A 25,102-nucleotide genomic window follows, 5' to 3' on the forward strand; every position below is an offset into this window, starting at 1 on the left:
GAAGCGTTAATACAGACCTCGAAGGAACAAGGTCAGTCGATGACCCGGCCATTCTGGACGAGGTACTCCAGATGCTCGGTGATGTCGGCCAACACAGCGATATCCGCCACCGGATCGGCGTCGAGCACCAGGAGGTCGGCGTCAGCGCCAGGTGCGATCACGCCGATTTCCCCTTCGCGCTCAAGCAGTTCGGCCGCCGTCGTGGTTGCCGAGCGGATGGCGTCAATCGCGGGCTGAACCTTACCCAACAGCCTGAACTGTTCGTTCTGGTGGCGGTGCATGCCACCCAGGAGGTCCGAGCCGAAGGCCATTTTTACGCCGGCCTCGTGGGCGCGGGCGATCGCTTCGAGCCCGCTGGTGAGGACGGAATCCACCTTGGCCCACATTTCCTCGGTGAGCCCGAAGTCCTTTCCCTCTTCCTTCAGCGCCCAGTACGTGACCAGCGTGGGGACCAGGAATGCGTCCATTTCGAGGAACAGGTTGAGGCTTTGGTCGTCCAGGAGGTTGCCGTGTTCGATCGAGCGGACGCCGGCTTCCAAGGCGCGGTTGATGGCTTTGGCGGTGTACGCGTGGGCCGCGACGTAGCGGTTGGCGGCCTGGGCTTCTTCCACCGCGGCCCGCATTTCTTCCATGGAGTACTGCGTGGAGTCGATGCGGTCGGTGGGGGAGGAGACGCCGCCCGATGCCATGATCTTGATGTGGTGGGCACCCTTGCGGATCTCGTCGCGGGCAGCAGCGCGGACCGCGTCAACGCCATCGGCCACCCGGCCGATGCCGCAGCATCCACGGCCATTGGGATCGTGGTCCTCGCCCGGCAGGCGCATGTCCCCGTGGCCGCCCGTTTGGCTCAGGGCGTGGCCGCAGAAGTGGATCTTTGGCCCCTCCAACAGGCCTTCCTCCTGTGCCATGGCCAGCCCGAAGTCGGCGCCGGACAGGTCGCGGACCGTGGTGAAGCCGCGGCGCAGCATGGCGCCCATGATGCGGGCGGTCTGCGCATAGACATAGGACGGCGGCGTATACGTCAGTGAACGGAAGTCCGCACTGGACGCCACCACGTGGACGTGGGCATCGATCAGGCCGGGGATCACGAACTTGCCGGTGCCATCGATGACCCGGGCACCGGACGGTGCCTCGGCATTCGGTTCAACGCTGCTGAACTTCCCATCGACGCTGACGACGTCGGCAGTTGAGTAGGTGCCGGCCGCAACGTCCAGGACGTTGGCGTTGCGGATGACCAGGGGCGTGCTTTCTGGGGTGGTGCTCATTTAAACGGTGTCCTTCGCAGGTGCATCGGGGATTTCTGGGATTTCTGGGACTTCGGCGGGGTGGGCTTCAAAGGCCCGGACAAGGGAGGCGCGGTTGGAGTTGACCACGTCGACGGCGGTTTCCACACTCTGCTGCGTGTACTTGCCTTCGGCGTCCAGGAGGGCGAGGACGCCCACGACGTTGCTGCTCTGGTCTAGGACCGGAACATTGATCACGGCGCCGCAGCCGAGTTGCTGGATGAGGCCGGAATCGGTGAAGACGTTCCGGAGCGCGGCCAGGTCTGCGGCAATGAACGGCTCCTTGTCCTCGATGACCGTCCCCAGCCAGCCGGGGGATATTTCCACTGTCTTCTCGCCACCCACCGGGTACTCAGCCGGATGGCTGGTGTAGAGCCGCTTGAGGCTGGAACGCTGCGGAATCCACTGCAGTGCGGTGAACAGAATGACTCCCGGTTCCTGCTGCAATGCCTCAAGCGTCTGGTGGAAAACTTCGTCCGTGTTCAGAGGGGTCACTGTGTTCACTTGCTTCCTGCCGCTGCCGGGTCATGTTCGGCGCGGGCGTTGATGTTCTCCAGCGATTTGCCCGCTGTGGAGGCGCCGAAGATGACTACGCCCAGGACGCCGATGGTCAGCACCACGGTGGTCATGGTGAACACGCCGCCGAAGCCGAGGGAAGCGGCGAAGATGCCGATGATGGACGGTGCAAGGATGCTGCCGATGCGACCTACTGCGCTGGCCAGGCCAACACCCGTGGCACGCATCCATGTGGGGAAGAGTTCCGGAGTGTAGGCGTAGACGCCGGCGTAGGTGCCGTTGAGGAAGAAGGACAACGTTGCGGCGGCCAACAGGATCATGCCGGAATCGTTGGACTGGCTCAGCCAGAAAGCGCTGATGGCGGATCCCGCCAAGTAAAGGGCGATGGTGTTCTTGCGGTCAATCCGGTCACACAACCAGGCAGCGGAGAAGTAGCCGGGGATCTGTGCCAGGTAAATGAGGATGGAGAACTCGAAGCTCTTGGTGATGGTGATGCCGCGACCTACCAGCAGGGTGGGAATCCAGGAGAAGAAGCCGTAGTAGGAGAACGTGATGACGAACCAGATCAGCCAGATCACGGCGGTCCGGCGACGCATGGCCTTGGACCACATGAACTTCAGGGCGTTCCAGATGCTGATCTTTTGTTCGTGCTTGGTGATCTCTTCCTCTGCGGGTGGCAGGGCCGGGAGTGGTTTGCCCGTGGCTTTCACTACACTCTGCTCAAACCGGTCCACCACTTCGGTTGCCTCTGCGATGCGGCCCCGGCTGATAAGGAAGCGCGGGGACTCGGGCAGGCTGCGACGCCACCAGAGCAGGAGAAGGATGGGAACAGCGGTGATGACCTGCGCCCAGCGCCAGCCGTCCTCGCCGAGGGGAACAACGAAGCGGCCGATCAGTGCTGCAGCAACGAAGCCAAAGGAGAAGAATCCGGCCAGGGTTCCAATGAACCAGCCGCGGCGCTTCGGGGGAATGAACTCTGACAGGAATGGTGCGATGATCACGCTTTCTGCGCCTGCGCCCAATCCTGCAAAGATCCGTGCAATCAGGAAGATTTCGAAGTTGGGAGCCATGGCAGCAACTACCGACATGAGGCAGTAGAAGGCCAGAGCCCACAGCATGACCTTCTTGCGGCCAAAGCGATCGCCCATCCAACCGGCAAGGATCGCGCCGAAGAAGAAGCCGAACGGGGCTGCTGAGCCCACCAGTCCGAGGCTGGCTGTGCTGAGGCCCCATAGTTCCTGGATACGCGGGAGGAGGAAGGCCACCACGGCACCGTCCATGCCGTCGAAGGAGTAGCCGAGGCCTCCTATGAGGAGAAGCTTGTAGTGTGGTCGACTGAGAGCCAGACGATCAAGGCGTGCTGTGAGTGACATGGTGATTCCTGCCAAAGTGGGCCAAGTTGTACATTTTTAGGAATATGCACGGATCTGTGCAGAAGTGATGTATCGAAGTTACGGCCAAAGTGTGAGGTAGGTCAATAGGTGGAAGAAGATTTCGACTCGTCAACGTTGACCGAGTGGCTGGATAGTCGTGTCCAGGGACGGAAGCTCGCGGCACGCCAAATGCAAGTGATCGGCATCCTCCGATCCCAGCCCCGCCTTGCTTCCTACGGCTCGGTCAGCGACATTGCCGCAGTGGCCGCCTCGAACGCCTCGACCGTGACCAGAACCGCGCAAACACTGGGATTCAAGGGGTGGGTAGACTTTCAATTTGAGCTGCGTTCACGGTTTCTTGCGTCGCTGAGCGCAGTGGAGGTTGCGGCCGAACACAACGGCCACATCAGTAGTCCTGCACAGGCAGCGGTGTCCACCGACAGGGCGAACCTGGCGCATTTCGAGCGCACCCTGGACGCCAACACTCTTCATGATATTGCGAAGGCGATCGCAGATGCACGGCAGACTTTCATCGTCGCCGCGGGCAGTTACGCCATCCCCGGCAAGGCACTGGAGCACAATGCGATCATTGCCGGTTACAACGTCCGGCTCCTCGATGCCGACGTCGCAGCCCTCACCAATGCCATTGCACGGCTCGGTGCAGAGGACCTGGTCATTGCCATCAGTCTCTGGCGGGTCTACGACAGCACCATGCGGGCAGTGGACATCGCGCACAACCTGGGCACGCCCATCGTTTCCATCACCGACAGCGCGGGATCACCTGTAGCAGTGCATGCCGATCACAGGATTGTGGTGCCCACTGAAGGCGCCGGCTTCTTCCCGTCCCTGACAGGTGCCGTGGCCGCGGTCCAGGCGATCGCCGTCGAGCTTGCCTCCCTGGATCGCGAGCGTTCCAACCAGAACATCGCCGCCTCGGAGCGGACTTGGGACCAAATGCGGATCATGCATCCGCGCAGCAGTTCCTAGAGCTGTGGCTTCCTGACCCTCTTTGGGCTCAACTGGACCTCAAAACAACCCCTTTGGGTTGCTTTCCGGCCTCGGCGGCGCCAAAGAAGGTCAGGAAGCAGAGGAAATTACGACGCCGGGACCTCCTGAGGCGCATCGGCCGCCGCCGGCAGGTGGTGACCGATCAGGGCCAGGTTCTGGATGACGGCCAAGCCGAACTGGGCGGTGTCGTTGGTAGAGACCGTGGGGGCTTCATCGACCGGCTGAAGCACGTATGGCGGCAGGATCTTCTTGAGCGTGAAAGCCTCGGCGTGGTTCAGGTTCTCCCCGCCCTCGGCAAAGCTTTCCCACGCCAACTCCGCCAGTTCCGGAGACTCCAACCGGGCCGCCGCATAGGCCGTCAGCCGACTGTGCGCCTGTGTGAGGTAGATACCGGCCAAGGGTTGCCCTACCTCTGCGATCTGCTCCTCGGGGGTGGCCAGGAAGAGCCGGCAATACTGCATCCAGGCTTGCTCGAAGTCCTTGTCCGGCACCAGGCTGATCAGTTCGCTGCAGATTTCCACCAAACCGAAAACTGCACTCAGGTGCGAAACGCTGATGACTTCCCTGCCGGCGTCGAACCTTCCCGCATCCAGGTCGTACAGCGCTTCGCCGGTGAGGAATCCGTACTTCAGGGCGCCGATGTCTGCCATGGTCCCCAGGAGTCGATCCCGTGAGCGCGGGTTGCCTGTGCGCTCCCAATCGGTGAGCCACGTGGCGGCCAGGGAGCCCCAGTCCGTACCCAGCCCGACGCCCAAGGCGCCGCGGTCCGGTCGGTAGGTATCGGCGTCGGGCCTGACTTTGCGGACGGGGTCCAAGCCGAGGAAGTTCTGGTCGCTGTCCACCAGTTCTGTGAGGAGATCACCGGTGCGTTCGTCGGCGGTCAGGTAGTAGTAGAAGCGCCGGTAGGCAGGAGTGCTGATGCGCAGTTGCTTTGCGCTGCAGCCCCAGTGCTGGACGTTGTGCCGTGAACCCAGGCCGCGCCACGGACCGAGGTGGTAGACATCCACCTCGCCGGTGTGGCGGGTCATGGCCTCGGCGTAGCGGAAGACGTCCGCGCGGCCGGTCCGGAGGTACATGTACCAGAGCCAGAGATCGGGCGAAAGCTCGGAGTTGTCCCATGCGTAGCCGCCCACGTCGTAGCGCCACACGTGCCGATCGGTGTCGTAGGTGTGCATGACGTCGCCGTAGTTCCAGAATCCGTACCAGCGGCGCTGTTCGGTCTGGCCCTGGTAGAAGTCGAACAGGAAGTCCAGCTTGTCTTCCAGCTCCGCCCGGGCCGGGGTGCTGCGATCCACCGGAGCCCAGTCACCAAAGACGCCTGCCGCGTGCAGGTACTCCGGCGAGGGTTGCAACACCGGCGGGGTGGACGCCGCCTTGGCATCCGCGGCGAGATTCTCCGTGCTGGGGGTCGAGTCGTAGGCGAACAACGTCAGCTCATGTGTGCGGGCAATGCCGGTGGGATTGCCGAAGCCCGGCTCGTAGTCCTCATACGTGATTTCGAGTCCCTCAAGCTGGTCCTCGAACGTGTCTTGACCGAGTCCGTCGTGATAGAAGCGGAGGTCCATCGGCTGGGCTTCGGGGGAGTAGAGCCAGGCGGTGGCCTTCGCTTCCTTGGTGGCTGCCCCGCGAATGTCCAGCTGCCCCGGGTGCGACTGCCAGAAGTCCCGGATGCCAACACCAAAGCCGCCACGGGCGTCGCTCAGCGAGCAGAACCCGGCCGCCCTGGTGCCGCCCGAAATCCCCACCCAGCCGTGGCCGGGAGCAGTCCGTTTGCGCAGGTCAAAGCCGTCCGCCGTCAGTTGCGTGAGGGTGTAGTCGTTCCAGCTCGGGATGAGATGGAGTCGTTCGGAAACCATCGGGCTCCACTCACTCAGGGGCGGGGTGGTCCGGCCGGCGATCTGCGCGGCGCGTACTTCCTCGCCCGGATCCCGCCGAAGCCCAGTCAGCCCGCGGACGGCCTCCACCAGGAATCCGCTGTCGGCCCCGGCGATCCGGACATGGCGATCATGCAGTTCGCTTTCCAAGGGCACGGTGAACTCGACGCCCAAGCCGGCGAGGAAATCCTGCTCAGCGTCGCCGTCCCAGATGAACGAGTGCATCATTCGTACGCTGCGGGCGCCCGCGTAGAAGTAGAAACGGACGGTGAACGGGAGCCATTCCTTGGTGCCGTCATCGGCGCGGTGCGAGCCCTCCACCTTGACCACCGCGCGGACAGGACCAGCCTGCTCCACGGTGACGCTGGAGGTGTGGCCGGTGAAGCCCGTGCGGGTAGTGGTACCCGTACCTTCGGGCAGCCCGGACTGCAGCAGGCTCACCAGGCGGCCGTCTTTGGCCACCACGATGCCGCCACGGCGGAGCTCGCTGAACAGAGAGTCGCCACTCCTGTGCAGGACCATGTCCAGTGTGCCCGTGGATACGGTGATGGTTCCTTCTTCTTCGGTGACCGTCACCTCGGTGGAGCGTTCGACGGCGGCTGCCGGGCCGCCGTCGTGCGCTTCGGTCGAGTGGGTGACGAAGTAGGTGTCAGCCGGCTGTTCCGTTGCGCCCAGGGCAAGGCCGCACCACTTCAGCGAGCCATCTGGCCAGGTGGCCAGGGGCCAGGTTTGGGCGTCGACGATGCTGCCGCTGGAGTCGAGAACCTTGAGTGCGGCCGCGTCCTGTACGGTGCCGCGTTGGAACGGCATTCCCCACGTCGTGCCGCCGCTGAGTCCGGCGGGCGGTTCGCCATCGATCCACGTGATCGGGGCGTGCTGAGTCATGGTCAATTCCACCTAAGAGTCTGGGAAAACGCTTTCTTTGAGACGTTTCAACAACTTACCCGCGCGATGCGGGGGCCGCAAGGGGTGGTCGGGTTCTGGTCACCAAACCCGTTGACACCTTGGTGCGTCCGGGAGTATCGTACAACCAAATGGTTGTAGATCAGCTCAGTAAAAAACCCTCCGGCGACGCAGAACTCGACCGCCTGTTCCAGGCCCTTGCCGACGCCACCCGCCGGGACATCGTGGCCCGGGTAACGGCGGGGGAGTACTCCGTCTCCGGGTTGGCTGCGCTCTACGCCATGAGTTTCGCGGCCGTGCAAAAGCATGTCGCGGTCTTGGAACGGGCCTCCCTGGTGACCAAGGAGAAGCGTGGGAGGGAGCAGATTGTGCGGGGAAACCATGATGGACTGCAAAAAGCCCGGCACCTGTTGGACCACTTCGAAATGATCTGGCGGCAACGTGCCAGCCGGATCGCGGACATACTCGCTGAAGATGACGAAAGGGAACTGCCATGACTGTTGTCAGCGTAAACAAGGATGCTGAGGCCCTGAGCTTCACCATCGTGGCCGAGTTCGATGCCGACGTGAAGCGCGTGTGGAGGATCTGGGAAGACCCCCGGCAGCTCGAACGCTGGTGGGGTCCGCCCACGTGGCCGGCCACCTTTGAGACCCACGAGTTCACCGCCGGGGGCAAGGCCGCCTACTACATGACCGGCCCGGACGGCACCAAAGCCCGTGGTTGGTGGAAGTTCACGGCCATCAACGCCCCGGACCACTTGGAATTCGACGACGGTTTCGCCGACGAGCAAGGCGAGCCTGTTGACCACTTGGGCATCACCCACGCCACCGTAAAGCTCGAGCCCGTGGACAACCGCACGCGAATGACCATCACCTCCAGCTTCGAATCCGAAGAACAGATGCAGAAGATGGCCGAGATGGGCATGGATGAAGGAATGCGGGAGGCGATCGGACAGATCGATGCCGTGCTTGCCAACGCCTAAGAACTGAACCTCACGCAAAAAGAAGCCGACGACGGCGGGTGCCTCCCGCCGTCGTCGGCGTATGGTTTAAGTCCCGGCCCCCTCTTGAAACGGACCAGTGACATGGCGCGACTGATCATCATGGGCCCTCCAGGTTCCGGCAAAGGCACGCAGGCGGAGCACCTTGCGAGGCATTTCGGGATTCCCGCGATTTCCACGGGCGACCTTTTCCGCGCCCATGTCCGGGACAAGACGGACCTCGGCCTGGAAGCCGGCGACTTCATGGACCGGGGTGAGTTTGTGCCGGACCACGTCACTACGGACATGCTCAAGCAGCGCATGGAAGAAGCCGATGCTGCCGAGGGGTTTCTGTTGGACGGCTACCCGCGAACGGTGATTCAGATCGGAGCTCTGGACGAGATGCTCGCGGTTCGGGGACAGCCCTTGGAAGTTGTCCTGGCGCTCACGGCCTCGGACAGCGAGTTGCTGGCCCGTATGCTCCGCCGTGCTCAAGAGCAAGGCCGCACTGATGACACCGAAGCCGTGATCCAGCGCCGGTTGGAGCTGTACCGGGACGAGACCCAGCCAGTTCTGACGGCCTATTCGAAGCGCGGGATTCTGTTAACCGTGGACGGATCCGGAGATCGGGAAACCATCACAACGGCCGCGATTACCGCCGTCGAAAGGGCGCTGGCGGCTTAGCCGGTCGCTTAGCCTTCAAGCTTGGAATGCTCGCCCAGACGGTGCCACGAACGGTTGTGGTAGACCAGAGCGTCGCCGGGTTCTCCCGCCGGGACGTCACGCATCACGCGCGACTCCAGGGCGTGAACGGCGATGATTGTGGAGGTCCCTACCTCCATGCGATTGATGACGGCGCAGCGCACCCAGGCGCGGACATCCTCATACACCGCTTCGCCGGTTGCAAGGGCCGACCAGCGGTGCGTCTGGTCAAAGCGGTCGGCGCCGGGGGTCGCTCCAAACTTCGCCAAGTGGACGTCGTGCGCGTCCAGCAGGTGCACCACGACGGTTTCGGCGCGCGAAAGCACCTCCGACGCTGAGGACAGTGCCGAGACCGAGAAAATCAGCAAGGGAGGTTCCGCGCTCACTGACACGACCGACGATACGGTCAGTGCCACCGGTCCTTCGCCGGCATCGGCCGTGATGACGGCGACACCTCCCGGGTGGCCACGGAACAGTGCTTTGAATTCGTCGGCCGAGAGGGAGGACGGGAAGCTTTGGTTCGGAGCCCCCAGCCAGGTGTCTGGGGGGTAGGCATGAAACATCGTTAGGACACCCTGGGTGCGGAGCGGGCGAGTTCCTCGCGAACGATTCTCGTCCCTGCGCTGAGTGCACTGAGCTTGGCCAGTGCGACGTCGCGGGGGAACGGTGCCATGCCGCAGTTGGAGCTGGGGATGAGCTTGTCCGCATCGACGAACTGCAGGGCCTTGCGGAGGGTGTCGGCGACTTCTTCCGGGGTCTCGATGGTCTCGCTTGCGACGTCGATTGCCCCGAGCATGACTTTCTTGCCGCGGAGGAGCTCGATGAGGTCCATGGGCACGTGGGAGTTCTGGGATTCGAGCGAGATGATGTCGATGCTGGAGTTCTGAAGCAGCGGGAACGTTTCCTCGTACTGCCGCCACTGCGAGCCGAGCGTCGCCTTCCAGTCATTATTCGCCTTGATCCCGTAGCCGTAGCAGATATGCACAGCGGTCTCCGCACGCAGCCCCTCTGCCGCTCGCTCAAGCGCGGCCACGCCCCAGTCCTTGACCTCATCGAGGAAGACATTGAACGCGGGCTCGTCGAACTGGATGATGTCCACGCCGGCCGCCTCCAGCTCTTTCGCCTCCTGGTTCAGGATCGCAGCGAACTCCCAGGCCAGCTTATCGCGGCTCTTGTAGTGGTCATCGAAGAGTGTGTCCACCATGGTCATTGGGCCGGGAAGAGTCCATTTGATCGGCCGGTCGGTGGTTGCACGGAGGAACTTCGCGTCGTCGACGAATACCGGCCGCTCGCGGCGCACCGGCCCGACGACGGTCGGCACACTCGCGTCGTAGCGATCGCGGATGCGCACGGTCTTGCGCTGTTCAAAGTCGACCCCGCTGAGATGCTCGATGAAGGTCGTGACGAAGTGCTGGCGGGTTTGCTCGCCGTCGCTGACGATGTCGATGCCGCGTCGGCTCTGTTCATGGATGGCGATGCGCAGCGCATCCTGCTTGCCCTCGAGCAGCGTGTCTCCCTCCAGCTTCCACGGGGACCACAGGGTCTCCGGCTGTGCGAGCCACGATGGTTTGGGCAGGCTTCCGACAACAGTGGTGGGCAAAAGTGTGTTCATGATTGACGATTCTCCGTGGGTCAGTTGACGAGGGCGGGGTATTTGGCGGTCCACTGGTCCAATAGATCCTTGTGGGGCGTGATGAAGTGTTCCTCCGTGTACTTCGCCTGAGTGACCGCTAGCTGACTGCGCTCGACGCGGTCGTAGTCGATCTGGGTCCGCGAGTAATCCTGCTCTCCCAGGTTCGGTTGGTAGACGACGGCGGCGGCGGAGTTCGCGTTGTAGACCTCCGGGCGGTAGATCTTCTGGAACGTCTCCATGGTGCTGATCGTGCCGATGAGCTGCAGGTTGGAGTAGTCGTTGAGCAGGTCGCCGCGGAAATAGAAGGCGAGCGGCGCTACGCTGCCGCGTGGCATGAAGTAGCGAACCTGCAGCCCCATCTTTGCGAAGTACGCGTCCGTCAGTGAGAACTCGTCCTGCTGGTACTCGACGCCCAGAACGGGGTGATGGTTCTCCGTTCGCCGGTACGTCTTGGTCGTGGAGACGCTGATGCACACCACTGGCGGTTGCGGGAAACGTTCCTGGCATGCCGGGGAATCGAGGAATTGCTGGAACAGTTTTCCGTGAAGATCGCCGAAGTCCTCGGGAACGGTGGGCTTGCCTGCCTCCGCTGCTGCCGCTGGCAGTACGACGCTGAAGTCGAAGTCACGGACGTAGGAGGAGAAGTTGTTCCCGACGATCCCTTGGTGACGGACCCCGTTCAGCTGGTCCACGATCTGGATGTCGAGAACCTCGAACAGGGGGAACTTCTGATCCGTGCCTTCTGCAGTGAACTCTATCTGCACGGAAACGATCTCAAGTTCGAGCGTGTAACGGTCCCGGTCCGGGTTGTCCCAGCTGGCGAGATCGTTGAAGCGGCGCCGAATCATGGTCAAGGCGTTGCGGAGGTTCTCCTGGCGGTGCTCGCCCCGTGCCAGGTTGGCGAAATTCGTGGTGATCCGCGAGCCTTCCGACGGCGAGTAGTCCTCGTCGAAGGGGGTCGTGGTGATGCTGAAGGTGAAGTCGTCTGCCATGTGCTGCCATTCCGTTGATGGGCCGGAGACGGCCTTTCCGAAGGGGATGTATCCATGGTGCAGCCTTGGGAGGGGTATCAGGTAACTAGTGGTTGCTATGCATTGATATAGAATTTTCCTATGGCCCAGATTTCGAGCGGATTGACCCTGCAGCAGCTCCGCTACTTCATAGAAGTTGCAGCAGAGGGGTCGATCTCCGCGGCTGCCGATCTTCTCTACGTAGCGCAGCCGACAATGTCCGCATCGATGAAGGACCTTGAGGCCCGGGTTGGCCGTGCGCTCCTGGTTCGCTCCGCCCGCGGGGCCACCCTCACCGCCGACGGGGTAGAGTTCCTTGGCTACGCGAGGCAGGTCGTGGAGCAGTTTGCTCTCCTCGAGCAGCGCTACCTTGGCAGGCCACCGCGACGACGTCTGCTCGGGGTGTCAACGCAGCACTACTCGTTCGCGGTGGACGCCTTCGTCCGGATGGTCAAGGCCACTGATGTGGCCGAATACGAGTTCTCGCTCCGTGAATCCCGCACTTGGGACATCATCGAGGATGTCCGGACGCTCCGCAGCGAGATAGGCATCCTCTACCGGAACGATTTCAACCGGAAGATCATCGACAAGCTGCTCCGGGAATCCGGCCTCGCGTTCACTCCGCTTTTCCTCGCCGATCCGCACATTTTCATTTCACGGAATAACCCGCTCGCCTCAAAAGAGCGTGCGACCCTCGATGATCTCGCCGGCTTGGCGCGGCTGACCTTCGATCAAGGTGCGAACAACTCCTTTTACTTCGCCGAGGAGATTCTCTCCACCATGTCCAGTAAGCAGGAGATCCGGGTCTCTGACCGTGCCACGATCTTCAACCTCATGATCGGACTCCACGGCTACACGATCTCGACGGGCATCATCAGCGGGCAGCTCGACCCGGAGATCGTCGCCATCCCGCTCGACGTTGACGAACGCATCGAGATCGGCTGGATCGGCCACGCAGCGATTCCGCTTACCGACCAAGCGCAGCACTACCTCAGGGAATTGCGGGCCGTCGTCGCTGAGTTCGGCGTAGCGCTGCTCGACTGACGGCAGCGCGCGGGTACGCCGTCGCCGTCGAACGCGACTACGGCAGTCGAAGATAGCACCGGCGGCTTAGCCGGTCGCTGCCGGAAGTTCCGCGCCCAAAGTGCGAAGGTAGGCCGCGAAACCCTCCGGCGCGCGGGCGTGGGTCCTCCCGGAGGTCACCACCCGGGTAGTGTCCGTCGCGGTGACCACGAATCTTTGGCCGCGGAGCTGTTCCACAAGGACCCGATCTTCGTGGGCCCGCAGTTTCGGGAACCCGCCCGCCGCGAGATACGCCGATGCCCTGATGCCCAGGTTGGCTCCATAGATGTGGGGGTGGTCCTCGCGGAACGGGTGTAGCTCCAGCCAGCGCCTCAGTACTGCCGGATCCACGTCGTCGGGGTCTGGTTCAACCGAGCCGAGGATGGCGTCAGCTCCCGCGTTGGCCAACTCCACTTGCCGCACCAGCCAGTGTTCCGGGACCGCGGAGTCGGCATCGGTGGTCGCCAACCAGGTGGTCGCTGTTCCGTCTCCGGGCATACAATCCAAGGCGGCACGGATGCCGGCGTCGCGGCTGGCACCGGTACTCCGCAGTTTCACGTCCATGGCCCCGAAACGGGGGTCGGCGGAAACGTACGCTGCCGTAATGTCAGCGGAGCGGTCCGTGCAGCAGTCCAGGACCACGACGATGGAAACGCTGGTTCCCGGTCGCTCCCGTTGCAAGGCGTCCGCTGCTGTCTTGAGCGCTGCGAGGGCCTTGCCGATATGCCGGTCCTCGTTATGGGCAGGCATCACCACAATGACGCTGGTGATGGTTTGAGAGTCCGTCATGGCGAGGTGTCCGGTGCTGTGAAGACTTCCAGCATGAAGTCCTTCTCCTGATAGAGCCCGTGGGTTGGCCAGCCGAGGTGGGTACGGGCCATGGCGTGCACCGACTCCGCGTCCAACTCCCAGCCGGAAATCGGATGACGCCAATGGCACAGAAGCAGTGTTCCGCCGGGCGTGGTTGAGGCCTGGATCCTTGTCAGCAGTTCGGTGAGTTCTTCCCGCGAAAGGTAATAGCCTGTCTCGGACAGCACCACGAGATCGAACATGCCGTCAGGCCATTCATGGGGCATGGTGAGGTGCTTGACCTCCGCGGAAGGGTGCCCGGCGAGCCTCTTCGCGGCTTGGGCCAGTGCCGCGGAGCTCGCATCCACCCCAAGGAACGTCCCGCAGCGCCGGGCGAGTTCTTTGCTGAGGGTGCCGATGGAACACCCGATCTCCAGCCCGGATTCGTAGCTTTCCTCGGGCAGGGCCGCCAGGGTCAGCGCCCTCTTGCGGCGTTCGTACCAGCTTGTGGTGTAGCTCCAAGGGTCCTCTTCCCTTGAATGGACCTCGTCGAAGATGCGTTCCGCGTCCGCTGCGCTGTTGCTCCCTGCTGTGGAGGGGTGCCAGGCGAACGTTTCCCAGGGCCGCTCGAAGTGCTCCAGGAACGTCCCGGACAGCAGCGTCTCATCGCCCAGTAGTCCGGAAAGCGGCTCTGTTTGCGAGGCGTGTGCGTGCATTGCTTTGGCCTTGGCTTGTTGTTCTTCCTGGCTCAGGGGCACGCGCACCCAACCATTCCAGGTGGTGTCCCCAGTTCCTGCCCACAACCAGTACCAGATGGGGTACTCCAGGAGTCCGTAGCCGTCGTGTGTGGCGAGGTCCGCGGCGACCGTGCCAAGGGTGTCGTGATCCGTATGGCCGTCGGAACGGTAGGGAGCCACGATCACTATGTCCTCCGCCGTTCGCCCCGCGATGCTCTCGCGAATTACCGCAGCAATACGGTCAGCATGGGCAGCCAACTGTCCGTCGGGGAGTTCCAGGAACCGCCACATCGCGCTGGGCGCCAGCCCTGACACCGCCGTGGTGAACTCAGCGAGCCTGACAGCGGCAAGTCGTTCCGGCGTCGTGGTTGGCGAGTCAGGATGCGATGCCTCGCCTGCGGTGCACAGGATCAGCTCGACAGCCGCGCCGGCCGCGTGCAGCCTTGCCAGGAATCCACCGGCGCCGAGCGTTTCATCGTCCGGATGCGCGGCCAGGACCACGAACTTCCTGGCCGCAAGCTCTGATGTGTCCAGCGGCAGTTCGGGGAGGGCAGCTACTCCTGACGCTGCCCACTCCTGTTCCGGCGTTCCGGTGTCAGTGTGGGAGAAAGTCACCACTGCCGTTCCCCCTTCAGCGTCAGCGCGCCAAGTTGGGCGTCGTCCCGCATGGCGTGGTGCTGCCGGATGTACAGCGAGAGATCGGCCATGCGCTTTCCGTACGCTTCGTTGAACGCCAGCGGCGCGGGGCCAAGGTTCTGCGTCACCACTGTTTGGACACGCTCGACGGCGGCGGCTACCGTTCCGCGGATGCGCAGGGCTTCGCTCCAGGCGCTGGGGCCGCTGGTGTCAGCGCCGCGGCTGTCCAGTTCGCCGGCGTCGATTCTCTCTGCCGTTTGGGCAAGGTACCCGGTGACGGACGTGATGATCCTGTCCACCTCACCCAAGGAGGCGAGGGCGATTTGGTCCGGTTCCCTGCCGTTGTCCGCGCCCTTGGCCAGTGCGGTCTTGAAATCCCGGGCAACGGCAACTGCTCCGCCGAGCCAGCACGCAGCAACGCCCATGCCGCCCCAAGCGAAGCCGGGTCGTGTGAAATACCACCCTTCACCGCCGACGGGGGTTGCTGGGACTTGGTCGAAGTGGACGGTGCCGCTGGGAATTTCCTGCAGACCTCGGCTGGTCCACTGGGGTGTTTCGCAGGACGCTCCGGGGTCCTTCAGGTTCACAGCGAATGCGGCCCGGCTGTTGTCCTCGGTGTGGGCTGTGATCACTGCACCATCCAGTTGGGCCGCGAGCGAGCACCAGGGTTTGGATCCGTTGAGGACGTAGCTTCCGGTGTTGTCGCGCTTGGCCTCGAGCTTCAGGCCCGGGCCTTCGGCGGCGAAGACTCCCCAGGCGCCCTCCGGCTGGTTGTGATTTCCGACCTGCTCCAGAATCGCTACGGCGTCCAAGTGAGGCTCAAGCACCCGCCCGGCCGCCACGTCCATGGCTGTAACGGACGCCAGGAGCTCCCAGAGCTTGGCGGTATTTCCCTCGCCGGGCTTCGGGGCGGTTTGGCCGATTTCCTCGGCTATTGCCAGCAGTGCAGGGACATCGCCCACAGCTTCCCGCACTTTTTCCAGCATGGGCTCGAGGGCTTGCAGTTGGGCAGGTTCGGAACTGATGCGTACAGGCTGGGCTTCGGAGTCGCTCATGACCCCAAGCCTAAACTAAGGGACCTTAGGTTATGTGTACGGAAGGCAACTGAACGACGGCGGGAGGTGTCCGCCGTCGTTCTGGTGGTTTGCGTGTTTTGTTCCGGCTTCTAGATGATGGCGTTCATGACGTTCCAGCCGGAACCGACCTGGACTCGGGGGAGCCAGCCGAGTTTGCCATTGCCGGGGTAGAGCCACAGAGTGCCGGCTGAGTCGCGGGCCAGGAGGTCCACGTTGCCGTCGCTGTTGAAGTCGCCGGGCGTTGCCATGGCTGTCATGGCGTTCCAGCCCCAACCGACTTGGACGCCCCAGTCGAAGGATGATTGCGCGTAGCCCTTGAAACTCCAGAGCGTTCCGTTGGCGTCACGGGTCAATAAATCCTGGGTACCGTCCTTCGTGATGTCTCCGGGGCCGGAGATAAAGTTCATGCCATTGAGGTCTCTGCCAACCATCTCCTGGGTTAGCCAACCGCCCCGGCCGTTGCCGCGGTACTGCCACAACTGTCCGGAGCTGTCACGGGCTACGACGTCGGCATAACCATCCAGGTCAAGATCACCAATTCCCGTAATTGCGGTCATGGCATTCCAGCCTTGGCCTACTTGCAGCCTGGCTTGCCAGCCTCCTTGGCCGTTACCTGGATATAGCCAGAAGACTCCGGTGGTGTCACGGGCCAGTACATCCGCTTTACCGTCACCCGTGAAATCCCCGGGAGAGACGATAGCCGTCATGACGTTCCAACCTTGGCCCACCATGGACGGCGACTGCCAGCCGCCGCTGCCGTTGCCCGGATAGAGCCACAAGTCTCCGCTGTTGGTCCGGGCCAGGACGTCCGGCTTTTTGTCGCCGGTGAAGTCGTGCCTGATATCAGCCGGCTTGATAGTGATCGTGATGGTTGGGGTCAGTGCATCCGGGCCGTAACCGTTGCTGGCAGAGATGCGGAAGCTGAAGGTTCCAGGGATGCTGGGAACGCCGGATAGGAGTCCATTTGGATTCTGTGACACCAGGGTCAGGCCTGGGGGCAGTGCACCACTGGCAACTTTGAACTGCGGTGTCAGTGAGCCGCTCGCCGTCATCGTGTGTCGGTATTGGGCTCCCACGGTGCCGGTGTTCGGTGGAAGGCTGGAAGTGATGATGGGTGCGACGTTTTTTCCGTCGATGGTCCGGACCTGACCTGCTCCGCGATTGGCGACGTAGATCGTGTTGGTTTTTTGATTAACTGCCAGTGACTCGGGATTATTGAAACCCCGTACGTGCCCGAGGACCTTAGCCTTGGCGTCGAACACGGTAACCAGCGATTGGTAAAAGTCGGAGGCGTAAACCTTGTTCGTGGCTTCATTGACAGCAATGTCCATGTAGTGGGTGCGCTCAGTCGGCGTGTTGACAAGACTCATTGTTGTTGCGTCGAGTGCTGTCAGATACTGATTGCCTTCGTCCGCGGCGTAGACCATGTTGGCTTTGCGGTTGATGGCTAAAACACCCGGGCGGGAGTTCGACCCTGTGGGAACCAGGGAAAGTTGGTTTGTGCCCCCGTTGAGGACTGCAAATGCCTGAGCAGTCGGGCAGCTGAAATAGACCATATTTGTAGTGGGGTTCAGCACCACGGACTGTGCAGGCGTGCCCAGGTCAATCTGGGTGACAGTTTTGGTGACCCCGTCGAGGACGGCTATTTTGTTGCCCTCCCAAGCGGTGGCATAGAGCTTGTTGCTGGATTCATCGACTGCAAGCGCCCTGACATCTCCAAAAAATGGAACATGGGTGACGGACCTGCTGGCGCCATTGATGACATAGACGCCGCCCGGTGGTCCCTCGCTGGCAACATAAATCTCATTGGTGGCTTGATTTACAACCATTTTTCCCAAGCGGGAATCCACGGTGATTCTTGTTGTTGTTTCGGACATCCCATCAATGACGGTAATCGTGTCGCTCGCCGCGTGAGTGACATAGATTTTGTTGGTCTTTTCATTGATGGCGATGTTCTCGGGATAGTCGGTCACCGCGATCGACCTCGTCGCTGCCGTAGCGCCGTCGATGACCGTAACGGATTTCCCGTGCCAGTTCGCTACGTAGGTTCTGCCGGTCGTGGCATTGACAGCCACGTCGTAGGGGGCGCTGGCTTTGACGATGTGATCCGTCAGGACGTCGGCGTTTGCCGACGGTGTACCCACCACCACCAAGACCGACAGTGCAGTGATCACTGCCAGAAGTGCGGCAGATAGACTCCGGCCGGGGCCGCTGCTGAAAGACAAAAACCTACCCCGAGCAGCCAACGGCCCAACCCCCAAAATCCAATGCGCGACTATCGCTTCAACCAGCGAAGCCTACAGCCCGTACGGCCCGCATCGTGATCCGCGTCGCATTATTGCGGGCATGGGACTCGCGGCCCGCGAACGCCCCAACGCGCTCCACCCCCACGAAAGTTCCTATGGGTCCCAACATGAAGCGCATCTTCACAGCTTTTGTCACGCTTGTCACATCTTGTTGTCATTAACGGTGACAAGTTCCGTAGCTTGGGAGGGTCAGCATTCCCAAGCTCAAGGACCACCATGCCGCAGCCCAATGATTCCGCTACCGTCCCCACTGACTCCCACAGCCCGCCGGGAAAGAACCCGGGCAAAGGTGCAGCCAAGCCAAGCTTCCTCAGCAACCTCGGCGCGGACCTTCCCGCGTCCCTTGTAGTCTTCCTCGTCGCACTCCCACTGTCGCTGGGTATTGCCGCCGCCTCCGGAGCCCCAGTCATGGCAGGGCTCATCGCCGCAGCCGTTGGTGGAATCGTTGCCGGCAGCCTGGGCGGGTCCCCACTGCAGGTGAGCGGCCCCGCAGCCGGCCTGACCGTCGTCGTCGCCGGTCTTGTGGACGAATTCGGCTGGGCGGTGACGTGCGCCATCACGGTCGGCGCCGGCGTCGTGCAGTTACTGATGGGTGTCAGCCGCATCGGCCGGGCCGCGCTGGCAGTGTCGCCAGTGGTGGTCAAGGCGATGCTCGCCGGCATCGGCATCACCATCATCCTGCAGCAACTGCACGTGCTGCTCGGCGGCCAAGCTGCTGGGTCAGCCGTCGAAAACCTGACGGCCCTGCCAGCAGCCATCACCAACGTGGAGCTGCACTCGGCGTTGCTGGGGCTTGCCGTTGTTGCCATCCTGATGGCCTGGAAATACTTGCCGGCAGCGGTGCGAAAAGTGCCTGGCCCGCTGGCCGCCGTCGTCGCCGTCACCGCCCTGTCCGTAGCGGTGGCTCCTAATGTTGAGCGCATCAGCTTCAGCGGATCGATTTTCGACGCCATTGCCCTCCCCAGCCTGCCCGACGGCAACTGGCGCGCAGCGGGCATGGCAGTCATCACGGTGGCCCTGATTGCCAGCATCGAATCGCTCCTGTCAGCGGTCGCCGTCGACAAAATGCACGGCGGTTCGCGCACCAACCTCAACCGTGAACTGGTGGGCCAAGGCTCCGCCAACGTCGTCTCCGGCATGCTCGGCGGACTCCCCGTGACCGGGGTGATTGTCCGCAGCGCCACCAACGTTGAAGCCGGCGCCGCGAGCCGCACCTCCGCCATCCTGCACGGCGTCTGGGTCCTCGTCTTCTCCGCCCTGTTCGCCGGGCTCATCCAACTCATTCCGCTGTCCGTGCTGGCCGGCCTGCTGCTGGTCATCGGCGCTAAGCTCATCAAGGTCGCCGACATCCGGACCAGCCTCCGCACCGGCGAGCTTCTGGTGTACAGCGTCACCCTGGTGTGCGTCGTGGTCCTCAACTTGCTCGAAGGCGTCATGATCGGCCTGGCCCTCGCCGCCCTCTGCGTTTTGTGGCGCGTACTCCGGGCGCAGATCAATGCCCATGCGCCCGCCGGTCCGGCCCTGCCGTGGCGCGTTGTCATCGCCGGATCGTGCAGCTTCTTCGCGCTGCCCCGGCTCAACCGCGTCCTCCACTCCGTTCCCGAAGGCCAGAACGCCGTGGTGGAACTCAACGCCGACTACCTGGACCACGCCTTCCGCGAAGCGTTGGTCGCTTGGCAGAAGCAGCACCGGAACACCGGCGCGTCCGTGGTTCTGGAGGAACACGGAACCACTGCTTTCACGGACGCTGAGGACAACACTCCCCAGCGGCAGGACCCGCGCGAATTCCCGCTGCCGCCGCGCACGTCCTGGCTGCCGTCCGGTGACGATCCAACAGCAGACGACGACGGCGGGCAGCCGCCGCTGCGGTCCATCCTCCTGGGCATCGACAAATACCATCGCCGGCACGCAGACAAGGTCCGCCCCTTGGTTCAGGACCTCACCGAAAGCCAGAACCCGGACACGCTGTTCGTGGCGTGTGTCGACTCCCGCGTCAACCCCAACCTGATCACCAGCAGCGGACCGGGTGACCTCCTCACGCTCCGCAACATTGGCAACGTGGTGTGCAGCGATGGACGGGATGCCTCCATTGATTCCACGTTGTCCTTCGCGGTCAAAGCATTGTCCGTGGATTCGATTGTCATCTGTGGCCACTCCAATTGCGGTGCTATGAAGGCCGTCATTGCTGATGCTGAGGGTTCTGCACCTGCCCTGGGCGCGGGATTCGATTCCTGGCTGGAGCACGCGCGTCCCAGCTACTCGGCGTTGCTCGCCGGCCACCCTGTTGCCCGCGCGGCCGAGGCCGACGGCTACAGCAGGCTGGACCAGCTGAGCATGGTGAACATTGCCATGCAGCTCCGGAAGCTGGAGGACCACCCCGTCACTGGGCCAGCCCTGGCTTCGGGTCACGTGCAGGCCACGGGGTTGTTCTATGACATCTGCACCGCCCGGGTGGTGCTGGTGACGCCTGAGGGTATCGAGCAGTTGGATCCGAGCATGGCTGTCCGCTCCTAGTTTCCGCCGGACCCCCACCACCCACTTCGGGCTCCGGACGGCCCCCGGCACGCTGCCTTCACGGCGTGTCGGGGGTCGTCGTGGTTTCAAAGCAGGTGGTGGGGGTACATGCCCCAACCACGGCAACGTGCGGAATACTGGAATCACGATGTCCGGCAGGCGAGGGCTGCCGTGCGAGGAGGTGGCAGAACGTGAATGCCGAGAACAACGCCTTCAGGCGCCGACTTGAGCGCGGCGCCGAACTGCGTGCCGTACGGTCGTGGGGCGGCAACGCGGAGGAAGAGGCGGAGCTCGAGGCCGCCGATGCCGAGGAACGCGAAAAACGCCGCAAAGTGGATGACGCCGCCCGGGTTGAGTACCTCATCCGGGAAGCCATGAACCAGGGCAAGTTCGACAACCTCAAATACGCCGGCAAACCAATCCCCGGGCTGGGCGAGCACTATGATCCCGACTGGTGGGTCAAGGGCCTCATCCAACGCGAACGTCTCAGCGGGATCGGTCCGCCCGCCATTCTGCTCCGGATTGAGGACTCCGAACTCGACGTCAAGCTGGACCAGCAGTACACGGATAAACAAGTGCGGGACATGCTGGAGGACTTCAACAAACGCGTTATCGAGGCCCGGCGGCAACTCCAAGGCGGGCCGCCAGTGATCACCAATCTCCGCGACGTGGACGCTGAACTGGAAAAGTGGCGGGAACGCCGGGCAGCCGCAGCCCCTCCCGAGCCGGAGACCGAACTGCCGGGCAAACGGACGTGGTGGCAGCGGATCTGGAACGGCTCCGGCTAGCCCATCTAAGTCGCAGCAGAGCGCGTTTTGACCGCTCAAAACGCGCTCAACTGCTACCTACTTGGGCGGGACGGCAGAAAACAGCGGCCGGCGACGGGACCCAGGTCCCGCCGTCGGCCGCTGTTTGGTGAGGGTGCCGTTAGGCGAAGCTGTCTTCCTTGGCCTCTTCGGGCTTCCGCTTGATCAAAGCAGACAGGTGCGCCTGCTGCTGGCGGAAGTGGCCGTGGGCGGTGAGTCCGAACTCGTAGGCGGACTCGGCGTGCTGGGTGAGGTCCACACCGGTGACTTCGTGCTCGTGGGCCACGCGGAAGCCGATGGTCTTGTGGATGGCCCGGCCGATGACCAGAGTGCCCAGGCCGGAGAGCGCAATGGTGATCAGTACGGCCATGGTCTGCGCGATCAGCTGCTGCGGACCGCCGCCGTAGAGGAGGCCGCCGGCCGTGCCCTCGGTGGGGAAGGCGATGAAGCCCAGGGACAGCGTGCCGATCACACCGGCGCCGAAGTGCACGCCCACAACGTCGAGGGAGTCGTCGAAACCGAACTTGTACTTCAGGTCAACGAACACTGCGCAGGCAGCGCCGGCCACGAGGCCCAGGCCAAGAGCTGCGAGCGGAGTGATGTTGGCGCAGGACGGGGTGATGGCCACGAGGCCGGCCACCACGCCGGACGCCGCACCCAAGGAAGTGGGGTGACCGTGACGGACCTTCTCCACCACCAGCCAGCTCAGCATCGCCGCGGCCGGGGTGACCAGGGTGTTGACCCAGATGAGGCCCGCCTGCTCCACCGTGCTGGCCGCGCCGCCGTTGAAACCGAACCAGCCGAACCAGAGGATGGCTGCGCCGATCATGATGAACGGCACGTTGTGCGGGCGGTGGTTGGGGTCCTTGGCGAATCCGTGACGCTTTCCCACGATCAAGGCGAGGACGAAAGCGGCAGTTCCGGAGCTGACCTCAACCACTGCGCCACCGGCGAAGTCGATGACCTGGCCGAAGATCTGCGTGAGGGCACCCCCTGCACTCATGAGGCCACCGCCCCAGACCATGTACGCCAGCGGGCAGTAAACAACCGTCACCCAGATCGGCACGAACAAAGCCCAGGCTCCGAACTTGGCACGGTCGGCGATGGCACCGCTGATGAGGGCCACTGTAATGATGGCAAACGTCGCAGCGAAGCCTGCCTTGATGAGATCGGGTGAGCCCATGAGATCCTGCAGGCCGAAGTGCGCGAACGGGTTGCCGAACAGGCCGAGGAAGCCGTCGCCGGTGGTCATCGAGTAGCCCCACAGGACCCAGACAACACCCACGATGCCCGCCGAGATGAAGCTCATCATGATCATGTTCAGAGCTGCCTTGGCGCGGGTCATGCCGCCGTAGAACAGGCCGAGGCCCGGGGTCATGAAAAGCACCATTGCCGATGACAACATCAGCCAGACGTGTTGCGCAGAGATCTCCACCTGCGTTCCCTTCAAGCTTGTCCGAAACGGGACCGTTGTTGCACGGCCCACACCAACCCCCCGATCAATATTCGGTGAGCTATGTTTCAGACTCAGAAGAGCTAAGTTGCAGGTAAGTTACAGAAATCTCCCGTTCGTGAAGATCACGTCACTGGCGTGTTTCGGGAATGTTAACGGCGCTTCTCGCGACCCCCTGCAGGGTAACCGCCGCGACGGCTGGCGATGATGATGACGAGTGCGATCGCCGTGGGAACGGCGGCCGCCAACGGCACCAGTTGTGCGCCCACGGTGGTGAGGGCAAACGCCCCGTACACAGCACCGACGGCGATGCCCAGTTGGATGGTCACCACAGTCAGGCCGTTGGCAGCATCCTTGTGCTCACCGCCGGCACGGAGGATCGCCGCCTGGTTGTAGATGCCCACCGCGCCGAACGCGATGCCCCAGAGCGTCATCAGTCCAAACGCGCCCACCCAGGTGCCGCCAAGTGCGGGCAACAGGGCGAACGCAAGGGTCAAGAGTCCGACGGCGGCAATCACCGAGGTGCGCGGGCGGGAGTCCGCGGTCATACCGGCAATCCAGATACCCACCAAGCTGGCGATGCCCACCACGGAAAGGGACAGGCTGGTGGCGGATTCCGGCAGCCCGGAGGCGAGAAGGAATGGAGCAACGTAGGTGAAGAGTGTGAAGTGGGCCAGCAGCAGGAGCGGCCATGCGATGGCGATGGCGATGACGCCGGGCAGTTTCATGGCTGCCCGGAGCGATGGGGTCTTCTGGCTGGCTTGGTCATGGGCGCCAGGGAGCAGCCAGAAAGCCAACACGGCCAGCAGGACGCCAACCCCGGCCAGGACCAGGAACGAGGCCCGCCAGGTCATGAGCGAACCCATCAACGTTCCGATGGGAGCACCGACGGCCAACGCAATACTGTTGCCGCTGAAGACCACAGCCATGGCTTTGCCCACGGAATGAGCGGGGACGATGCGGGCCACATACGGTGCCATGCTGGACCACAACATGCCGTGGGCGATGCCGCCAAGAAGCCTCGCCCCAATGGCCCAACCCAAGGAGGGGCTGAAAGCGAGCAGGACATTGCTCAGGGCAAAGGCCAGCACGGTGGCAATGAGCAGTGTCTTCCGGGGAAGCCGTCCGGCCAGGAACCGGGACAACGGCAGCGCTGTGAAGACGATGATCGCTGCGTACACAGCAGTCAGTGAACCCACCGCCGACTCGTCCACTCCGAGGTCGCGGCTGATTTGGGGGAGCAGGCCCGAGGGCAGGAGCTCAGTGGTCACGGCGGTGAAACCGGCTGCCGCCAGGACCAGAAGGCCACCCCACGGGATCTTCTTGGGGAGTTGCGGTGCAGCAACTGACGCCTTGGACGAGTGCGTGGCGACCAAAGGGTCCTGCTTCAAAGATTGCTCCTCAAGAGTGAGTCATTGTTGTTTCACGGGGTTCCTACCAACGTTATGCAGCCACGGCGATGCAAGGGAGTCTCTGTCAGAAACCCCTTCCGCTCCAACACACTTTGTTCGTCAGGCATTCCTCGCGCAGACTGGGCCTGTGAAGCCCTTCCTTTTGCTGGCCACCCGCGCCGAAGACGCTGCAGCCGATGACGAGTACCAGGCCTACCTCAAGTACTGCGGCCTGAAACCGGAAGAACTGGTCCGTGTCCGGCTGGAATCCGGGCCTCTGCCGCCCTTTGAACTCTCGGACTTTTCCGGGGTGATTGTTGGCGGCAGCCCGTACACGTCCAGCGATCCTGTGGAGGAGAAGAGCGCAGCCCAGATCCGGGTTGAGACGGAACTCTCATCACTCCTGGACCGAATTGTGGCCGAGGACTTCCCGTTCCTGGGTGCCTGCTACGGCGTCGGGACACTCGGTGTTCACCAAGGGGCCACCATTGACCGCCGCTTCGGCGAAGCCGTGGGACCCACGGAGATCAAGCTCACCGCCGAGGGAGAGCGGGACCCCATGCTTCGGGGCGTCCCGCACACGTTCGACGCTTTTGTGGGTCATAAGGAAGCGTGCAGCGAACTACCCGAGCATGCCGTGCTGTTGGCCAGCTCGGCGGCCTGCCCGGTGCATATGTTCCGCATCAAGAACAACCTCTACGCCACGCAATTCCACCCCGAACTGGATGCCGACGGGCTCATCACCCGCATCAACATCTACAAGAACGCAGGCTACTTCCCGCCCCACGAGGCCGACGAACTCATCGCTGCCGCCCTTGAATCGTCCGTAACGGAACCCATGCGGGTGCTCAAGAACTTCACGGAGCTCTACGCCCGCTAGGTGGGTGTGTTGTGGGGCCTGCTGTGCGCCCCTCATCCTAGGAGTGCCGCGCAGAGCGGGCCTCGCAACGTAGGGAGGGTGTGTTGTGGGGCCTGCTGTGCGCCCCTCATCCTAGGAGTGCCGCGCAGAGCGGGCCTCGCAACGTAGGGAGGGTGTGTTGTGGGGCCTGCT

General features: G+C 63.1%; 21 protein-coding genes. 8 read left to right on the top strand and 13 right to left on the bottom strand.

What is annotated here, in order from left to right; all coding sequences use genetic code 11:
* Window positions 1-32 precede the first annotated feature (32 nt).
* The 3 genes from RQH14_RS12995 to RQH14_RS13005 are packed head-to-tail and all read right to left on the bottom strand — an operon-like array spanning window position 33 to window position 3,172.
* Window positions 33-1,265, bottom strand: a complete 1,233-nt coding sequence (locus RQH14_RS12995) for an amidohydrolase family protein (protein WP_311213631.1) — start codon at window positions 1,263-1,265, stop codon at window positions 33-35.
* Window positions 1,266-1,787 (bottom strand): GAF domain-containing protein, encoded by a 522-nt coding sequence (locus tag RQH14_RS13000; protein ID WP_311213632.1) that lies wholly within the window; start codon window positions 1,785-1,787, stop codon window positions 1,266-1,268. It abuts the gene before it with no gap.
* Complete coding sequence (locus RQH14_RS13005) at window positions 1,784-3,172, bottom strand: MFS transporter (RefSeq protein ID WP_311213633.1); 1,389 nt, start codon at window positions 3,170-3,172, stop codon at window positions 1,784-1,786. The genes RQH14_RS13000 and RQH14_RS13005 overlap by 4 nt, the downstream gene beginning before the upstream one ends.
* 108 nt (window positions 3,173-3,280) lie before the next feature.
* Here RQH14_RS13005 and RQH14_RS13010 point away from each other — a divergent pair, with 108 nt between their 5' ends.
* Window positions 3,281-4,159: a MurR/RpiR family transcriptional regulator gene (locus RQH14_RS13010; RefSeq protein ID WP_311213634.1), complete on the top strand. Its 879-nt coding sequence runs from the start codon at window positions 3,281-3,283 to the stop codon at window positions 4,157-4,159.
* A gap of 107 nt (window positions 4,160-4,266) precedes the next feature.
* Here the strand turns inward: RQH14_RS13010 and RQH14_RS13015 are convergent, their stop codons facing one another.
* Complete coding sequence (locus RQH14_RS13015) at window positions 4,267-6,939, bottom strand: Tat pathway signal sequence domain protein (protein ID WP_311213635.1); 2,673 nt, start codon at window positions 6,937-6,939, stop codon at window positions 4,267-4,269.
* Between the two features lie 149 nt (window positions 6,940-7,088).
* Here RQH14_RS13015 and RQH14_RS13020 point away from each other — a divergent pair, with 149 nt between their 5' ends.
* The 3 genes from RQH14_RS13020 (at window position 7,089) to RQH14_RS13030 (ending at window position 8,620) form a co-directional block, all read left to right on the top strand.
* Window positions 7,089-7,454 (top strand): metalloregulator ArsR/SmtB family transcription factor, encoded by a 366-nt coding sequence (locus RQH14_RS13020; protein ID WP_311213636.1) that lies wholly within the window; start codon window positions 7,089-7,091, stop codon window positions 7,452-7,454.
* Complete coding sequence (locus RQH14_RS13025; protein WP_311213637.1) at window positions 7,451-7,939, top strand: SRPBCC domain-containing protein; 489 nt, start codon at window positions 7,451-7,453, stop codon at window positions 7,937-7,939. Before RQH14_RS13020 ends, RQH14_RS13025 begins: the two co-directional genes overlap by 4 nt.
* 102 nt (window positions 7,940-8,041) lie before the next feature.
* Window positions 8,042-8,620, top strand: a complete 579-nt coding sequence (locus RQH14_RS13030) for an adenylate kinase (RefSeq protein WP_311213638.1) — start codon at window positions 8,042-8,044, stop codon at window positions 8,618-8,620.
* 8 nt (window positions 8,621-8,628) lie between these two features.
* Here RQH14_RS13030 and RQH14_RS13035 read toward each other — a convergent pair whose 3' ends face one another.
* The 3 genes from RQH14_RS13035 to RQH14_RS13045 are packed head-to-tail and all read right to left on the bottom strand — an operon-like array spanning window position 8,629 to window position 11,263.
* On the bottom strand, window positions 8,629-9,201 hold the full coding sequence (locus tag RQH14_RS13035; protein ID WP_311213639.1) for a flavin reductase family protein: 573 nt from the start codon (window positions 9,199-9,201) through the stop codon (window positions 8,629-8,631).
* A gap of 2 nt (window positions 9,202-9,203) precedes the next feature.
* Window positions 9,204-10,250: a methionine synthase gene (locus RQH14_RS13040; RefSeq protein WP_311213640.1), complete on the bottom strand. Its 1,047-nt coding sequence runs from the start codon at window positions 10,248-10,250 to the stop codon at window positions 9,204-9,206.
* A 20-nt stretch (window positions 10,251-10,270) separates the two neighbouring features.
* Entirely contained in the window at window positions 10,271-11,263 is a 993-nt protein-coding gene (locus RQH14_RS13045; protein ID WP_311213641.1) for a DUF1852 domain-containing protein, read from the bottom strand.
* Between the two features lie 120 nt (window positions 11,264-11,383).
* On the opposite strand from RQH14_RS13045, the gene RQH14_RS13050 reads away from it, so the two are divergent.
* On the top strand, window positions 11,384-12,325 hold the full coding sequence (locus RQH14_RS13050; RefSeq protein ID WP_311213642.1) for a LysR family transcriptional regulator: 942 nt from the start codon (window positions 11,384-11,386) through the stop codon (window positions 12,323-12,325).
* A 66-nt stretch (window positions 12,326-12,391) separates the two neighbouring features.
* On the opposite strand, the gene RQH14_RS13055 is transcribed toward RQH14_RS13050, so the two are convergent.
* The 4 genes from RQH14_RS13055 to RQH14_RS13070 all read right to left on the bottom strand — a co-directional run bounded on the left by RQH14_RS13055 (window position 12,392) and on the right by RQH14_RS13070 (window position 17,755).
* The gene (locus RQH14_RS13055; protein WP_311213643.1) at window positions 12,392-13,132 is read right to left on the bottom strand and encodes a glycosyltransferase; all 741 of its coding nucleotides are present in this window, start codon (window positions 13,130-13,132) and stop codon (window positions 12,392-12,394) included.
* The gene (locus tag RQH14_RS13060; RefSeq protein ID WP_311213644.1) at window positions 13,129-14,487 is read right to left on the bottom strand and encodes a bifunctional PIG-L family deacetylase/class I SAM-dependent methyltransferase; all 1,359 of its coding nucleotides are present in this window, start codon (window positions 14,485-14,487) and stop codon (window positions 13,129-13,131) included. Before RQH14_RS13060 ends, RQH14_RS13055 begins: the two co-directional genes overlap by 4 nt.
* Window positions 14,481-15,560: an acyl-CoA dehydrogenase family protein gene (locus RQH14_RS13065; protein WP_311213645.1), complete on the bottom strand. Its 1,080-nt coding sequence runs from the start codon at window positions 15,558-15,560 to the stop codon at window positions 14,481-14,483. Before RQH14_RS13065 ends, RQH14_RS13060 begins: the two co-directional genes overlap by 7 nt.
* 110 nt (window positions 15,561-15,670) lie before the next feature.
* Entirely contained in the window at window positions 15,671-17,755 is a 2,085-nt protein-coding gene (locus RQH14_RS13070) for an FG-GAP-like repeat-containing protein (RefSeq protein WP_311213646.1), read from the bottom strand.
* 348 nt (window positions 17,756-18,103) lie between these two features.
* On the opposite strand from RQH14_RS13070, the gene RQH14_RS13075 reads away from it, so the two are divergent.
* A complete protein-coding gene (locus RQH14_RS13075) occupies window positions 18,104-20,401 on the top strand; it encodes a bifunctional SulP family inorganic anion transporter/carbonic anhydrase (protein WP_311213647.1) in 2,298 nt (765 codons plus the stop codon).
* A 191-nt stretch (window positions 20,402-20,592) separates the two neighbouring features.
* Window positions 20,593-21,189 (top strand): DUF1992 domain-containing protein, encoded by a 597-nt coding sequence (locus tag RQH14_RS13080; RefSeq protein ID WP_311213648.1) that lies wholly within the window; start codon window positions 20,593-20,595, stop codon window positions 21,187-21,189.
* 139 nt (window positions 21,190-21,328) lie between these two features.
* On the opposite strand, the gene RQH14_RS13085 is transcribed toward RQH14_RS13080, so the two are convergent.
* The gene (locus tag RQH14_RS13085) at window positions 21,329-22,642 is read right to left on the bottom strand and encodes an ammonium transporter (RefSeq protein ID WP_311213649.1); all 1,314 of its coding nucleotides are present in this window, start codon (window positions 22,640-22,642) and stop codon (window positions 21,329-21,331) included.
* A 170-nt stretch (window positions 22,643-22,812) separates the two neighbouring features.
* The gene (locus tag RQH14_RS13090) at window positions 22,813-24,051 is read right to left on the bottom strand and encodes an MFS transporter (RefSeq protein WP_396136283.1); all 1,239 of its coding nucleotides are present in this window, start codon (window positions 24,049-24,051) and stop codon (window positions 22,813-22,815) included.
* Between the two features lie 148 nt (window positions 24,052-24,199).
* On the opposite strand from RQH14_RS13090, the gene RQH14_RS13095 reads away from it, so the two are divergent.
* Window positions 24,200-24,931 (top strand): glutamine amidotransferase, encoded by a 732-nt coding sequence (locus RQH14_RS13095; protein ID WP_311213650.1) that lies wholly within the window; start codon window positions 24,200-24,202, stop codon window positions 24,929-24,931.
* The last annotated feature ends 171 nt before the right edge of the window (window positions 24,932-25,102 follow it).

Origin of the sequence: Arthrobacter sp. WCS2018Hpa-7 (assembly GCF_031843805.1) — a bacterium.
Classification (GTDB): Bacteria; Actinomycetota; Actinomycetes; order Actinomycetales; family Micrococcaceae; genus Arthrobacter.

Excerpts from the sequence above, each read along its gene's own strand:
- RQH14_RS13055 (WP_311213643.1), bottom strand. The coding sequence starts at position 13,132 with ATGACGGACTCTCAAACCATCACCAGCGTCATTGTGGTGATGCCTGCC.
- RQH14_RS13040 (WP_311213640.1), bottom strand. The coding sequence starts at position 10,250 with ATGAACACACTTTTGCCCACCACTGTTGTCGGAAGCCTGCCCAAACCA.
- RQH14_RS12995 (WP_311213631.1), bottom strand. The coding sequence starts at position 1,265 with ATGAGCACCACCCCAGAAAGCACGCCCCTGGTCATCCGCAACGCCAAC.
- RQH14_RS13005 (WP_311213633.1), bottom strand. The coding sequence starts at position 3,172 with ATGTCACTCACAGCACGCCTTGATCGTCTGGCTCTCAGTCGACCACAC.
- RQH14_RS13015 (WP_311213635.1), bottom strand. The coding sequence starts at position 6,939 with ATGACTCAGCACGCCCCGATCACGTGGATCGATGGCGAACCGCCCGCC.
- RQH14_RS13075 (WP_311213647.1), top strand. The coding sequence starts at position 18,104 with ATGCCGCAGCCCAATGATTCCGCTACCGTCCCCACTGACTCCCACAGC.
- RQH14_RS13045 (WP_311213641.1), bottom strand. The coding sequence starts at position 11,263 with ATGGCAGACGACTTCACCTTCAGCATCACCACGACCCCCTTCGACGAG.
- RQH14_RS13035 (WP_311213639.1), bottom strand. The coding sequence starts at position 9,201 with ATGTTTCATGCCTACCCCCCAGACACCTGGCTGGGGGCTCCGAACCAA.
- RQH14_RS13025 (WP_311213637.1), top strand. The coding sequence starts at position 7,451 with ATGACTGTTGTCAGCGTAAACAAGGATGCTGAGGCCCTGAGCTTCACC.
- RQH14_RS13050 (WP_311213642.1), top strand. The coding sequence starts at position 11,384 with ATGGCCCAGATTTCGAGCGGATTGACCCTGCAGCAGCTCCGCTACTTC.
- RQH14_RS13030 (WP_311213638.1), top strand. The coding sequence starts at position 8,042 with ATGGCGCGACTGATCATCATGGGCCCTCCAGGTTCCGGCAAAGGCACG.
- RQH14_RS13020 (WP_311213636.1), top strand. The coding sequence starts at position 7,089 with ATGGTTGTAGATCAGCTCAGTAAAAAACCCTCCGGCGACGCAGAACTC.
- RQH14_RS13065 (WP_311213645.1), bottom strand. The coding sequence starts at position 15,560 with ATGAGCGACTCCGAAGCCCAGCCTGTACGCATCAGTTCCGAACCTGCC.